The organism is Pseudomonas sp. E6002 (genome assembly GCF_013385565.1).
GTDB lineage: Bacteria > Pseudomonadota > Gammaproteobacteria > Pseudomonadales > Pseudomonadaceae > Aquipseudomonas.
The window spans coordinates 62915-77111 of record NZ_JACAPT010000003.1; the positions used below are offsets into that span (position 1 = coordinate 62915).

Below are 14197 nucleotides of genomic sequence, written 5' to 3' on the forward strand. Positions count from 1 at the left end.
GTTGTTCGAGGGTCTGGGACACTGGATTATTCGCATACAGTTAGTTTGCTAACTATCAATATGGTCGATGGATCCAATGCAGTCAAGTTTTGATACAAATTTGCGGATGGGAGGATGGCCCGTGGGCTAAGTAAAGCTGGTTTGGGGAAAGGTGTTTCGCCGTCAGCAACCGTCAGTCGCCTCACTCAGCTCACATGCGTCGTCAGGTATGCACGTTGTATACACTTCGTACATACCAATCTAGAGCATTCACTTATGTCAAAACTAGCCGTTTTCACCTTGAAGCTTGAGTCGGAACTACGCGACCAATTCATGGCCGAGTGCGAGGCTACCCACCGTCCTGCATCGCAAATCGTGCGAGATATGATGCGTCAGTTTGTCCAGGCCCAGCAGGAATCACGGGAGTACGACGCGTTCTTGCAGCGTAAAGTAGACGCCTCTCGCGCCTCGATACAGGCAGGCAGAGAGATTTCCAATGAGGATTTGGAAGCTGAGTTTTCTGCGAAACGTGCTCACGTAGATAATCAGGAATGAGGGTTGCCTGGACGCCGGAAGCGGCGCAGGACCGTAGGGATATCTGGGACTTTTTATTTGAGAAAAACCCACAAGCCGCAGCCGATATGGATCGACGCTTCAGCAGTGCAGTGCTGGGGCTGGCAAAACACCCAGAAATCGGCCCACTCGGCAGGATCACAGGCACACGCGAAGTCATTCCTCATCCAAGCTACCGCCTTGCTTACCAACTTGAGCCCGACGTAGAAAGGGTCGTGGCGCTTGTGCACACCGCTCGCCAATGGCCACCAGAGAAAGCAACCGCCTCTTGACGGCCTAGACTCCTCGCCCCTCTCTCAACCGCAAATTCAACTCATCCACCACCTCAGCCCAATCCGCGTCCTCCAGAATCTCCTCACGCAAAAACGCCCGCTGGGGCGGCGTCCAGAAAAACGCTTCCGCCAGATGCAATTCGGGCTTGAGTGGAGAGTGGACCGCGATGAACCGCTCGATGCTGACCGGGTCATCGGGCAAACCGAGCTGTTTGAACAACGATGGCAAGTTGTGGACTGGGGATTCCATGAGGCGTTCCTGGAGAGAGGGTTCACCTGAGTCTAGCCCCCCAGGCGAACATAAACCTCTCAGGTGTTGCGCGGATTAATCGCAGCCCTCACGGTGCACGCCCGCTGGCGCGTCACACAGCACGAACAGCCGGGCCCGCGCGCCGCCGCCGTCCTGTTGGCTGAGCTGACGCCATCCGGCCGGCAACGGGGCAAACTCATCCGGCAGCTCCGCGGCGCTGATCAGCCATACACGCTGGATCTCGGCGGGTAACGCCGACAAGCGATCAAGGTAGATGCGCCCGCCATCCTGGTCCACCAGGGTGCCAAAACCATAGGCATTAGGCCGGGTGGACTTGCCGGCGGCGGTCGGCGGTGTGAAAAGCTGCAACTGGGCGTCGGTCTCGTCGTAATAGACGTAGGGCAGGTACCACAGCATGTCGCTGATGACGATGCGGTCATCTTCCTGGTAGTTGCGATTGACGAACTCCACCACCACGTTGAATTGATCATGCTCATCGACGGTGGAGTTGGTCTTCACGCCCACCAGCTCGACCCCGACAAACAACACGAAGACTGCCGCTGCTGCGAGCGGCAAGCGCGACGACAGACGGTCGACGGCCAACGCCACGATGATCGGCAAACTCATCGCGTAGGCGGTGAGATAACGCTCGATAAACACCGGGGAAATAAACGAAACCCCATAGACCAGCAGCACTGGCAGCATGAAAAAAAGCCCCAGCAGCCAGCCAAAGCGAAAGCGGCTTTGATCGCGCCAGGCAGTCACACCGACCAGCGCCATCAGCAATAACGGAAACACCACAAAGAGCGGTCGCCACAAGTGGTCGCCCGGGTCCTGAATGAGGAACTGCCACACCATCGACGGCACGGAATACAGGTTGACCGGGTCTTCCCAGCCAATATCACCGCCCACCTTGAGTTCTTCGGTGTGCTGCACCAGGCCCAGCAGATTCGGGAGCCAGGGCAAGTACAGCAACACAATGGCAATGTTGGCCAACCACCAGCCCGCGCGCGTGACCAGGCGCAAGCCGCCGGCCCGTGGCTGGCGCAGCAACAGCAGCCATGACCAATGCACCAGTACGCACAACGCGGTGAAATAGTGGGTGTAGAAGGCTGCCGTCATCAACAGCGCATAGGCCACCAGATAGCGCTTGCGCTCAGGCTGGCGGACCCAATACACCAAGGCCAGGGTGGCGGCCAGCAGCCATACGCCCAGCAGCGAATACATCCGCACTTCCTGGCTGTAGCGCACTGCCGTGGGCAGCAACGCCAACAGAATCCCGGCCAGCACCGCCGCGCGACGGGTCGCGACCAGCCTTGTCAGCCAGATTCCCAGGCCGACTGCGACCACACCGGGGATCGCACTCATGCTGCGCAGGGAGAAAATGCTGTCGCCGAACACCTCGATCCAGCCGCGCAGCATGCAGAAATACAGCGGCGGATGAACGTCATGTGCGGCGTGAAACCACAGGTCTTCCAGGGAATACTCGGCGAGCAGCAGGCTTGAACCTTCATCGCCCCAGATGGCGGAGGCGGTCAGGCCATAGAAACGCACGGCCATGGCCAACGCCACCAGCGGTACCCACCACAACCGAGCCAGCCAGCCGGCATTCTCCCAAAGGCCAGGATTGAGCACGGGCAATGCCCCGGCCTTGTTGTCTTGTTCCGCCACAGAGCGTCGCACCTCTACTTCCTCACCCACTACTGAACCTGCGCTTGCGCGAACACCCGCCACTCTAGGTCAAAAGGCCTTGATTCGCCCGCTGTTTTGCATGGATTTGACCAACCATCCGCCAATCGGACAAATCTGAATTTTGCGCAGGACGTCTCCGACGCTTTCATCGGATCACGCTATGATTGCTGCCTTCCATGGATTCAGGATCAAGGACATTTCATGCGCATCGGTCTTCTGTCACCCCTGGCACTGGCATTGCTCGCCACCCTTCCCCTCCAGGCCCACGCCAGCGGCGATGACTCTTGCTACCCGGATTGGCGGGTGTCGCGCAACAGCCTGGACGTGTGCAGCAACCTGCCCTTCCTGAGCCCCGGCAATGACAGCCGGGTCAACCTGCGGCTGTTGCTGGCGGACAAAAACGTCATGCCGCTGGCGCCGAATGCCTTGGGCGAGCAGGACGTGTCCGAAGGATTTGGCCCGGTGCCCTTTCCGGTGTATCGGCTTATGCCGGCTGCGGATGAGCCCGACAACAAACCCGACGACTCGCGCACCGCCGAACTGGATGCACTGCTCAGCCCGCTGGGCATCACCCGCGACGACGCCAAGACCGCCGGTGAAGCCTTCCTTTCCGGCGAAGGCAGCCGCTGCCGCAGCAACGCCGATGACAGCGCCGCCGCGTTTATCAGCCAGGTGGTGAAGGCCGATGTACCGCAGGCCGAGCGCCAGTTACTGGCCAAGCTGCGGCTGCAGATGCTCGGCAGTTGTTCCTCGGACGGCGTAGCGGCAGGCGAGGCCGACCAAATCAAATCGGCAGACGGCCAGGCATTGCTCACCTACCTGAAAGCCGCCGGGGACTTTTACAGCGGACGCTTCAGCGATGCGCAAAAAGGTTTTGCCGGGCTGACGAGCAGCTCGCTGCCCTGGCTGAAGGAAACAGCGCTGTACATGACCGCCCGCACCGCGCTGAACGACGCCCAGCAAAATGCCTTCGATGAATACGGCACGCCGTCGCTTGAACATGTGGATAAGTCTGCCCTGCAACGGGCCGAAAGCGCTTTCGACGACTACCTGAAAACTTATCCACAGGGCGAATACGCCGCCTCCGCCCGTGGCCTGTTGCGCCGGGTGCACTGGCTGGCGCCCAACCCCGACAAACTGGCGGACGACTTTGCCTGGCAACTGACCCAGGCCACCGATGCCCAGCGCAACGTGTCGCTGGATGAACTGGTGCAGGAAGCGGACACCAAGCTGCTGACCAGCACCACGGCACCTGTGGGCAACCCGCTGATCCTGGCCCTCAACGACCTGATGTGGATGCGTGCCGGTGAGCCGCCGAAGCTCACGCGTGAAGCGCTCGATGCACAAAAAGCGGTGTTCGCGCAGGAGCCCGCGCTGTATGCCTACGTGCAGGCGGCGTTTGCCCTGAACGTCGAGCATCAGCCCGACCGTGCCTTGAAGCTGCTGCCGCAAGACGTGCCGTCGAATCTCGACTACTTCGCTTTCAGCCAACAGACCCTGCGTGGCCTCGCGCTGGAAGCCAAGGAAGACTGGAAAGCCGCCGAGGCGCTGTGGCTGCAACTGCTGCCGCTGGCCAAGCAACCGTTGCAACGTGACCAGCTGGAGCTGGCCTTGGCGATGAACTACGAACGCAGCGGCCAGCTGGCCAAGGTATTCGCCGCCGATTCGCCGATCAGTGCCAAGCAGGTGCGCTATATCCTGCTGCGCAACGTCGCCGGTCCCGACCTGCTGCGCCAACAGCTTGCCCATGCCGAAGACCCGGTAGAGCGCCAGACTGCGCAATTCACGCTGCTCTATAAAGACCTGCTGCGCGGCCAGTTCGAGACCTTTGCCGAGGACCTCAAGCAACTGCCCGCCTCGGTTCCCGATGACAAGCTCGGCACCAGCCTGGGCTACGTCTACAGCGGCGGCCAGTCGTTGAGACTGTTCCAGTGGAACGGTGACAAGGCCGAGTCCGGCTACACCTGCCCGAGCATCGCGCAAATCGCCAGCACCTTGCAGGCCGATCCGAAAAACCCGCAGGGCCTGAACTGCCTGGGGGAATTCGTCCTGCGTAACGGCCTGGACGGCATGCCCCTGGAACAAGCGCGCTCCGCCGGCAGCCTGGGCAGCACTGCCTCGCCCTTCAAGGGTGAAACCTTCTCGCGACTGGAGGGCTACAAGCGGGTGATCGGCAATCCCAAGGCACCGCGAAACGACAAGGCCTACGCGCTGTTTCGTGCCATCAACTGCTACGGACCTTCGGGCTACAACAGTTGCGGTGGCGAGGACGTCGACAAGAACGTGCGCAAAGGCTGGTTCCGCCAGTTGAAAACCGGGTTCGCCGACACCCAGTGGGGCAAGTCGCTGCAGTACTACTGGTAAGCCGTGAAGCGCTTCTGGCTGGCCCTGCTCCTGCTGGCAAGCCCGGCCTTCGGCGCGGTGGACGCCCGCGACCATGACGCGTTCTGGCTGTGGAGCGGCGTCGCGCCGCAGCCGGTGCTCAAGCAGGCGAAAACCCTGTACATCCTCCAGGGCCAGATCAACTCGACCCGCCGCGCGCCCCGGCGTGGCGTGCAATTCATCGCCCAGGGCATGAGTGTGCCGCGCATCACCCAGGGTGAAATCTGGGTGGTGTACCGCGCCCACACCCTGCACTGGCCCGAGTCGGTGTACAGCCAGATGCTCGGCCAGGTGCAACGCTGGCGGGATGCGGGCAACCCGGTGGTGGGCATCCAGATCGACTTCGATGCGCGCACGCAATACCTCGACGAATACGCGGATTTCCTGCGCGACCTGCGCCAACGCTTGCCCAAGGATCTACGCCTGAGCATCACCGGGCTGATGGACTGGAGCAGCAACGCCGACCCGGCCGCCATCGCACAACTCAAGGGCGTGATTGATGAAGTGGTGGTGCAGACCTACCAGGGCCGCCACAGCATCCCGGACTACGCGGCGTATCTGCCACGCATGAACCGGTTGGGGGTGCCGTTCAAGATTGGGTTGATTCAGGGTGGGGCATGGGAGGAGCCGGGGTATTTGAAGGGGAGTGAGTGGTTTCGCGGGTATGTGGTGTTTTTGCAGAATCCCTGAGTGCCCACGGTCCTTGGACTGTGGGCACTCAGGGCTACAAAAAGCCCGCGAATGACCGGTATCTACCAGTCATAAGTCAAGCTCGACACCACCGTGCGCCCTTCCCCGTAGTAACAATCCAGGTCACTGGTGCATTGCGACACGTAGGTCTTGTTGGTGAGGTTCTGCACGTTCATTGCCAGCTTCACGCCTTTGAGCTTGAACGCCGAGCGGCCCAGGTCGTAGCTCAGGCTGGCGTCGTAGACGGTATAGGACGGAATGCTGAACGCCCCTGCGTAGTAATCACCAAAGCTGCTGCGAACGTAACGCGCGCCCAATCCTGCGCCAACACCGGCCAGGGGTGTGTCGCCAAGGACGGTGTAGTTGACCCAGACCGAAGCGGTAAGCGGCGCAATGCCGGCCGGATGCCGGCCCTGACGACCGTCGTTGTCCTTGGTGTACTTGATGTCATTGCGCGCCGCTGACGCGACCACGTCCCAGGCATCGCTGAGGGACGCCTTGGCTTCCAGCTCCACGCCACGTGAGCGCATGGCACCGCTCTGGGTGCTGAAGGTGGTGTCTACCGGGTTGGTGGTCAGCACGTTTTCCTGGTCGAGTTGGTAGACCGAGACCTGCACAAAACTCTTCTGGCCCGGCGGCTGGTATTTCAGGCCGACTTCGTACTGGTTGCCGGTAGAGGGGTCAAATGGTTTGCCGCTGATATCGGTGCCCGACAGCGGCAGGAAGGATTCGGAGTAGCTGACAAACGGCGCCAGGCCATTATCGAACAGGTACACCAGACCGGCCCGGCCGGTGAACGCCTGGTCTTTGCTGCTGGTGCGGGTGTCGGCCAGTGGTTCCTTGTTGACCACGTTGGCCCAGTCGTAGCGCCCGCCAAGGACCAGCGCCCACTTGTCCAATTTGATCTGGTCCTGCACGTACAAGCCGGTCTGGGTCACGGTGCGGTCCCAGCGATAAGGCTGGCCGAAATTCAGCCGCTGGCCATAGACCGGCTTGAACAGGTCGATCACCGGCGGATTACGATCGTACAGGCCGTGGAATTGCGAGTTGAAGTGGTAGTAATCCAGGCCAACGATCAACGTGTGGGACAGGGCGCCGGTGTCGAACTCCGCCTGGGCGATGCTATCCACACCGAATACTTTGTTGTGCTGCGACCAGTCCACACCGAAGCGTTGCAGATAGCGTTGGTCTTGCACGCCAGTTACCGGGTTGGGCACAAATCTGTAGCCGTGCAACGGTGCGGTGTAGCGGTCGTCCACTTCGGCGTAGCGAGCGTTTTGCTTGAGGGTCCAGGTGTCGTTCAGGCGATGGGACACCTCATAGCCCAACACGTACTGCTCGCGATTGTACTGGTTGACGCCTGGCTCACCGATGAACACATCACGCTTGATCTTGCCGTTGGGGTTGTCCCAGATCGTCCCGGACGCGGGCAACCCCTGGGCCTCGGGCACGCCTTTGTCTTTCTGGTACTGGGCGAACACGGTCAGGCGCGTGTCGTCGTTGGGCTGCCAGGTCAGGCTGGGGGCGATGAACTGGCGTTTGTTCTCGACGTAGTTGATCTCGCCCTGTTCGTCCTTGGCCAGGCCGGTGAGGCGATAGAGAAACTCGCCCTGCTCATCCAGCGGTCCTCCGAGGTCGATGGCGGCGCTTTTGTGCTCGTAGGTGCCGGCCTCCAGCACCACTTGATGCACCGGGGTTTCGCTGGGGCGCTTACTGACCATGTTGACGATGCCACCCGGTTGGTTCTGCCCGTACAAGACCGAGGCCGGCCCCTTGAGCACTTCGATGCGCTCCAGGGAATAGGGCTCGATCTGCAAAGCACCGCCGGTGCTTCCGCCGCCGTAGGGCAAGTGCAAACCGTCGAGGTACAGCGGCGTCGGCGTAAAGCCACGGGAAGTAGGCTCATCAAACAGTTTGACCCGATCGGAAAAACCGCCGGCCGTCATGCCCGGTGTATAGAGCAACGCCTGGGTAACGCTTTGCGCGCCCCGCGCCTTGATCTCGGCGGCGGTGATGACGTTGATGGTCTGGGGGATTTCCACCAGCGCCGAATCGGTCTTGCTGCCGGTGGCGCTGCGCTTGGCAACGATGCCGTCGACCGGGCCCCAGGCCGTTTCCTGATCCTGTTGACCACTGATCTGCGTCGCACCGAGTTGCAGCGCGCCGCTCGCGGGCAGGGCCTGCAATGACCAGCCGCCCTGGGATTGCACCGCGACCAATCCGCTGCCGGCCAACAAACGCTCCAACCCTGGCCCGGTGGCGTAGCGGCCCTGCAAGCCGGCGCTGCGCTTGCCTTGGGTCAGCAAGGCGTCCACCGACAACAGAATCCCCGAGGCGCTGGCGAACTGGTTCAAGGCCTGGTCGAGGTTGCCCGCCGCAATGTTGTATTGGCGCAGGGCTTCAGCACTCTCCTGGGCCTGGACCGCGCTCGGCACCACAGGCGCCGTCGCCAGCAGACTGACAAACAGGCCACGGCGCAGGGCGCGGGCCAGGGGTTGGATTGGGTGGTGCGACATTGCAGGGCTCCCCGTGAGAACGCTTCTTGATTGGCTTTCAAGAGGTATCCCGGACGGGGTTGGAAAACCGACAAGCCGTAGGCAAAAAATTTTTTAGCCCCGCGCCTTGATCGTGACCCAATAGCGCGTCACCGCCTGTACCTGCACCGGCAACGAACGCTCAAGCGCGTGGAGAATCGCGTCGGTGTCATTCAGCGGAAACACGCCGGTCAACAGCAAGCCGGCCACTGCCGCATCGCAGCGCAACAGCCCCGGGCGATAACGGCTCAACTCGGCAACGAACTGCCCCAGCGGCTGGCGCTCGGCGATCAAGCGGTTCTCGGTCCAACTGCTGGCATTGGCATCCACCGGCACCAGCGTCGAAGTCCGGCTGGCGCTGAACCACAGGCTGTCCCCGGCATTCATCTGCACCGCCGCACCGCGCACCGGACGTACCTGCACACGTCCTTCATACAGGTCGACGCGGCTGCCATCGTCCACTTCACGCACGGCAAACCGGGTGCCCAAGGCCTGCACATCTCCGGCCGGGGTTTCGACGATCAATGGCCGGGACGGATCGTGGCCGCTGGTCAGCAGGATCTCGCCGCGTATCAGGCGGATACGCCGCTCACTGGCGCTGAAGCGCAAGTCGACCGCGCTGTTGCTGTTGAGGTCCAGGCGCGTGCCATCGCTCAAGGTCAGGTGGCGAATCTCGCCCGTGGCGGTGCGGTATTCGGCAAACGCCGCCTGCCAGGGCTGGCTGCTTTGCACCAGATAGCCGCTGCCACCGGCCACCAGCAACAGCCCGAGCAGTTTCAAGGCGGCGCGGCGTTGGGTGTCCGGTGTATCGCGTAACACCGCACGGGCACTGTCGACAGGCACACCGCCGAGGGTTTGCTGTAACTGCTGCAAGCGCTTCCAGGCGCGCCGGTGTTCCGGATCGGCCTCCTGCCAGCGCGCGAAGGCCTGGCGCTGATCGCCGTCCATCTCGCCGCCCCATTGCAGCATCAACCACTCGCTGGCCTGCTCGACAATGGCCGGGGCAATCGGCGCTTCGTGCCGGGTTCTCATTCTTCGTAGACGACCTGGTAGCAGGCGAGAATCGCCCGGGTCATGTACTTCTGCACCGAGCTGACAGTGACCTCCAGGCGCTCGGCAATCTGTGCGTAGCTCAGCCCTTCGAACTGCGACAACAGAAATGCGCGGCGCACGTTGTCGGGCATGCGGTCGAGCATGGCGTCGATCTGCATCAGGGTTTCGAGGATCAGTGCGCGGGTTTCCAGGGACGGGGATTCGGGCTCCGGCAGGTGGGCAATGCTTTCCAGGTAGGCACGCTCGATGCGCAGGCGTCGCCATTGATCAATCACCAGGTTGCGGGCGATCTGCGTCAGGTAGCTGCGGCTTTCCTTGTCACCGGGAAAGCGCCCCGATACCAGTAAGCGCAGGAAGGTGTCCTGCGCCACATCGGCGGCGTGTTCGCGATCCCCCAGGCGTTTGCGCAGCCAGCCTTGCAGCCAGCCATGATGGTCGCGATACAGGAGATGAAGCTGTTGCCGGCCGTCAGTCGCGGTGTCCATGAAAAGCTCGGATACGTTATTGAGAGCAATTATCATTACACCATGTTGCACGGCTGGCAAAGTTCTTTGTCATTCAGCGTCCGGCGGTCTGCAACGGGTACACCGACTCCCAGCCCCCACCCAATGCCTTGTACAACCCGACCATGGCCAGGGACACACTGGTGGAGCTTTCCACCCACTGCTCCTGGGTCGCCAGCAACGCACTTTGCACGGTCAGTACGTTGACGAAATCCACCACGCCTTCGACGTATTGATGCTGCGCCGTGGCAAGGGCGATCTGGTTCTGCCGCACGGCTTCGGCGAGGCTGTCGCGCCGCAGTTGGCTGGCGTTGTAGCGGGTCAGTTGATCGTCGATTTCATGCCAGGCCCGCAGTACGGTCTGCTGGTAGGCCAGGGCCGCTTCCTGTTGCTGGGCTTCGCGCAGATCGAGCATGCCTTGCAACCGGCCACCGTTGAAAATCGGCAAGCTCAGTTGCGGGCCGAAGGCGAATGCACGCGAACTCCACGAGCCGAAATCCGCCAGTTGCAACGCCTGGGAGCCCACGCTGCCGGACAGGGTGATGCGCGGGTAGAAGTCGCCCTTGGCCACACCAATGGAGGCGGTGGCCGCATGCAAGCGAGCTTCGGCCTGGCGGATATCCGGGCGGCGCTCGGCCAGTTGCGACGGCAGGCCGATGGCGACCTGGCGTTGGGTTTGCGGCACCGCAGCGTCCTTGGACAGCTCGGCGTACAAGGCTTGTGGCGGTTCGCCCATCAGCAGGCTCAGGGCGTTGATCAACTGGTCCTGGCGTTGCTGCAAATCCGGCAGGCGCGCCTCGATGGCGGCCACTTGAGCAGCGGCTTCGGCTACGTCCAGGTCAGTGGCGACACCGTCGGCCAGGCGCAGTTGCGAGAGCTTCAGGCTGTGGCGCGCCACCTCGAGGTTTTGCTCGGTGACGGCGCGGGTGTTTTGCACGCCGCGCAGTTGGATGTAGTCCTGGGCGGTTTCCGCCAGCACCGACAACAGCACCGCGCGGCGGTCGTTTTCGGCGACTTGCAGGGTGGCGTCGGCGGCTTCGGTTTCGCGTTTTACGCGGCCCCAGAAGTCCAGTTCCCAGGCGGCGGAGAAACCCATGTCCCACTGGTTGAACGCCGAGCGGCCGTTCTTGCCCGAGGCATCGCTCAAGCCATCGGCGCTGTTGCGCTGACGCAGGTAATCGCCGGTGGCGTTGACGGTCGGGTAGCGCTCGGCGGTAATCACCTGGCGCGCCGCGCGGCTTTGTTGCAGGCGGCTGCTGGCGAGTTTCAGGTCAAGGTTATCGGTCAGCGCGCGATGGGTAAGCGCGGTGAGCTGCGCGTCGTGGAACACTTCCCACCAGCGCTCTTCCAGCGGGTCGTTGACCGCGTGGCTGGCGGCTTGCCGGCCATGGGGCTCGGTCCATTGGCCGACGGGATTCAGCGGGCGCTGGAAGTCCGGGCCGACGGTGCAGGCACTCAGGGTGAGCAGGCTCAAGGTTAACCAGGCAAGGCGTCTCATTGCTGCGCCACCTCACGTTGCTGGGCGGCGGCGTGGGTGTCGACGCTGGCTTCCACCGACATGCCGACCCGCAGGCGCTCGGTCAACGCCTGGCCGGGCTCCAGGATGATTTTTACCGGAATACGCTGCACCACCTTGGTGAAGTTGCCGGTGGCGTTGTCGGGTTTGACCGAGGCAAATGTCACGCCGGTAGCTGGCGCCAGGCTTTCGAGGTGGCCCTTGAGCACTTCGCCGTCGAGGCTGTCGACCTTCACGTCCACCGTTTGGCCAGCGTGCATGTGGGATAACTGGGTCTCCTGGAAATTGGCCACCACGTAGGCCTCGGCCAGCGGTACCACGGCGAGGATCTTGCTGCCCGGCGTCACATAGGCGCCGACCCGCACCGCGCGCTCGCCGACCATGCCGTCCACCGGCGCGACGATGCGGGTGTACGACAGCTGATAGCTGGCCATTTCCAGTGCGGCCTGGGCACGTTTCAGGCCGCCCTCTGCCGCATCACGCTGGGCGCTGAGGATTTCCACCTGCTTGCGTTCAGCGGCCAGCACCGCCGTGGCATTCGCCAGGCGCGCGGTGGCCTGGTCAATACGCGTCTTGGCTTGCTGGGCGTTCTGTACGGTGCCGGCGCCTACACCCGCGAGGTGGTTGTAGCGGTTCAGTTCGTGTTCGGCAAACGCCACTTCGGCACGATCCGCCGCCACAGTCGCCTGGGCCTGGGCGATCACCGAGCTTTGGCGCTCCAGGGTTGCCGTGGCATTTTTCAGCTGCGCCTGGGCCACCAGCGTATCGGCATCGGCCGCCTGGGCAGCGGCGCGGAAGTCACGGTCATCGATCAGCGCCAGCAACTGCCCGGCCTTGACCCGCTGGTTGTCTTCCACCAGCACTTCCTTGATGAAGCCGGCCACACGCGGCGCCACCAGGGTGTAGTCAGCGGCGACGAAGGCGTCGTTGGTGCTCTGGCGTTTGCTGCCGAACACACCCGGCGCCAGCAGGTAAACCAGCACACCGACGGCAAACACGGTGATGACGGTTACAGCGATTTTGTCTTTGCGTTTCATAACAATCCCTTTGGCTCAGTGAGCAATCAAGTCGGCGCGCGGGGCGGATAAATCCGCGTCGGCATCCAGAAAATCAGCAGGATCAACGCCGCCGCGACACCGGCCATGACGTAGTAGAGATCCGAAGAGGTGAGCACCACGGCCTGCTCGTGCAGCCGATGGGCAAGGCCGGCGGCATCGCTGTCGGCCAGGGGCGAGTTGCCCAGGCTGTCCACCAGCATGGTCGAGTGGAAATGCAGGCGGTGTGTGGTCAGGGCATCGAGCACGCCGGTGGCGACCACGGCGGCCAGGCCTTTGACGGTGTTGAACCACGCCGAGGCGAAAGGCCCGTCCTGGGGCGTGATGCTGCCGGTGGAGAGCATCAGCAGCGGCAACACCGCCATCGGTTGCCCGAAGATCTGCAGCAGTTGCAGCACGTAGAAATCATCGCGAATCCATGCCGACGTAAGTTGCGCCCCGCCCACGCAGGACAGGATCAACATGCTCAAGCCAATGCCCAATACCCAGCGGCAATCGACCCAGCGCAAGTTGCACAACGCCGCCACCAACGGCAGCGCGATCAACTGCGGCAGCGCCATGATCAGCATCACCGGTGCAGTTTGCAGCGGGCGGTAGCCTTGGACCTGGGCCAGGTAGCTGGACGGAATGATGGTCACCGCCAGCAGCACGATCAGCACCCCGGCGAGCACAATCAGCGCGAACGACAGGTTGCGTAGCCCAAGCATCTGCAACTTGAAAAACGGCATCGGGTGCGACCACTCGTTGATCATGAACAGCACCAGCAACACCAGGCCGCCGATCAACAATGAGGTAATCAGCGGCGACTCGAACCAGTCCAGCCGATTGCCCTGCAACAGGCCGATCACCAGCATGCAGATCGCCGGGAACCCCAGCAGCAGACCACGCCAGTTGAACTGCTTGAAGCGCTCCAGGCGCAGCGGGTCCTGGGGCAAGCCGTAGGCCACGGCCGCCATGGCCAGCAGGCACGGCCCGACAATCTGCCAGAACGCCCATTGCCAGCCGACGTATTCGGTCCACATGGCCGCCAGCGGTGTGCCGAGGCTGGGGCCAAAAGTGGCCGTGAGAGCATAGCCGGCGAGGCCGTACAGCTTGACGTTGGCCGGCAGGAACCGCAGGGCCACGGTCATCAGCATCGGCGGCAAGGCGCCACCGGCCAGGCCTTGCACGGTGCGCAGGATCAGCAGGCTTTCGTAGTTCGGTGCGAACGGGCACAGCACGCCAAGTATGGTGAACAGGCCGATGGCGCAGAGGGTGAAACGGCGCAGAGAGAACGTCACCGAACACCAGGGTGCAAAGGCCATCGCCGAGACAGAGGTGGCGGTGTAGGCAGCCACCAGCCAGGTGCCTTCGTCGAAGCCGATGTACATCGCACCACGAATATCGGCGAGAGCGACTTTGGTCACCATCTCGTTTAGGCCGGACACCAGTACCGCAAGCAATACGCCCACCAGGCCGATGATGATGCGCGGGCCGAAAACGGGAGGGGTAATGGCGGTCGGTTTGGCTGCGGCCAGGGGTGCGGGAGCAGCGAGGGACGTCATGAACTACAACTCGGAATAGGAAATACCCGAGCAGTTTAATAAGGCTTAGACATGACAAAAAGTGACTTATCGGAAGCTTATAAGTGCACCAGACGCAATGATCAAAATGTAGGCGATCTCTGTGGGAGCCGGGCTTGCCCGCGATTGCATCACC

12 protein-coding genes are annotated in these 14197 nt (G+C 62.4%); 4 read left to right on the forward strand and 8 right to left on the reverse strand.

Annotated elements, in window-relative coordinates; genetic code table 11:
- The first annotated feature begins 255 nt into the window (after positions 1-255).
- Both HX815_RS04160 and HX815_RS04165 read left to right on the forward strand, forming a co-directional pair.
- Positions 256-534 carry a hypothetical protein gene (locus HX815_RS04160; protein ID WP_003218199.1) on the forward strand — a complete coding sequence of 93 codons (279 nt, stop codon included), beginning with the start codon at positions 256-258 and terminating at the stop codon, positions 532-534.
- Positions 531-824, forward strand: coding sequence for a type II toxin-antitoxin system RelE/ParE family toxin (locus HX815_RS04165; RefSeq protein WP_177027844.1), 294 nt, complete (start codon positions 531-533; stop codon positions 822-824). Before HX815_RS04160 ends, HX815_RS04165 begins: the two co-directional genes overlap by 4 nt.
- 4 nt (positions 825-828) lie before the next feature.
- Here the strand turns inward: HX815_RS04165 and HX815_RS04170 are convergent, their stop codons facing one another.
- Entirely contained in the window at positions 829-1074 is a 246-nt protein-coding gene (locus tag HX815_RS04170; protein ID WP_177020625.1) for a DUF2789 domain-containing protein, read from the reverse strand.
- Between the two features lie 75 nt (positions 1075-1149).
- A complete protein-coding gene (locus HX815_RS04175; RefSeq protein WP_177027852.1) occupies positions 1150-2745 on the reverse strand; it encodes a glycosyltransferase family 39 protein in 1596 nt (531 codons plus the stop codon).
- A gap of 222 nt (positions 2746-2967) precedes the next feature.
- Here HX815_RS04175 and HX815_RS04180 point away from each other — a divergent pair, with 222 nt between their 5' ends.
- Both HX815_RS04180 and HX815_RS04185 read left to right on the forward strand, forming a co-directional pair.
- Complete coding sequence (locus tag HX815_RS04180; protein WP_177020627.1) at positions 2968-5130, forward strand: outer membrane assembly lipoprotein YfiO; 2163 nt, start codon at positions 2968-2970, stop codon at positions 5128-5130.
- Positions 5131-5133: 3 nt separating this feature from the next.
- A complete protein-coding gene (locus tag HX815_RS04185) occupies positions 5134-5838 on the forward strand; it encodes a DUF3142 domain-containing protein (protein WP_008433644.1) in 705 nt (234 codons plus the stop codon).
- Between the two features lie 62 nt (positions 5839-5900).
- On the opposite strand, the gene HX815_RS04190 is transcribed toward HX815_RS04185, so the two are convergent.
- The 6 genes from HX815_RS04190 to HX815_RS04215 all read right to left on the reverse strand — a co-directional run bounded on the left by HX815_RS04190 (position 5901) and on the right by HX815_RS04215 (position 14043).
- A complete protein-coding gene (locus HX815_RS04190) occupies positions 5901-8354 on the reverse strand; it encodes a TonB-dependent siderophore receptor (RefSeq protein WP_177027845.1) in 2454 nt (817 codons plus the stop codon).
- Between the two features lie 93 nt (positions 8355-8447).
- Positions 8448-9404, reverse strand: a complete 957-nt coding sequence (locus HX815_RS04195; protein ID WP_008433641.1) for a FecR domain-containing protein — start codon at positions 9402-9404, stop codon at positions 8448-8450.
- Entirely contained in the window at positions 9401-9910 is a 510-nt protein-coding gene (locus HX815_RS04200; RefSeq protein WP_008433639.1) for a sigma-70 family RNA polymerase sigma factor, read from the reverse strand. The genes HX815_RS04195 and HX815_RS04200 overlap by 4 nt, the downstream gene beginning before the upstream one ends.
- Before the next feature lie 73 nt (positions 9911-9983).
- Positions 9984-11426: an efflux transporter outer membrane subunit gene (locus HX815_RS04205; RefSeq protein ID WP_177027846.1), complete on the reverse strand. Its 1443-nt coding sequence runs from the start codon at positions 11424-11426 to the stop codon at positions 9984-9986.
- Positions 11423-12481 carry an HlyD family secretion protein gene (locus HX815_RS04210; protein WP_003218219.1) on the reverse strand — a complete coding sequence of 353 codons (1059 nt, stop codon included), beginning with the start codon at positions 12479-12481 and terminating at the stop codon, positions 11423-11425. Before HX815_RS04210 ends, HX815_RS04205 begins: the two co-directional genes overlap by 4 nt.
- A 26-nt stretch (positions 12482-12507) precedes the next feature.
- Complete coding sequence (locus HX815_RS04215; RefSeq protein WP_087693599.1) at positions 12508-14043, reverse strand: MFS transporter; 1536 nt, start codon at positions 14041-14043, stop codon at positions 12508-12510.
- Positions 14044-14197 lie beyond the last annotated feature (154 nt).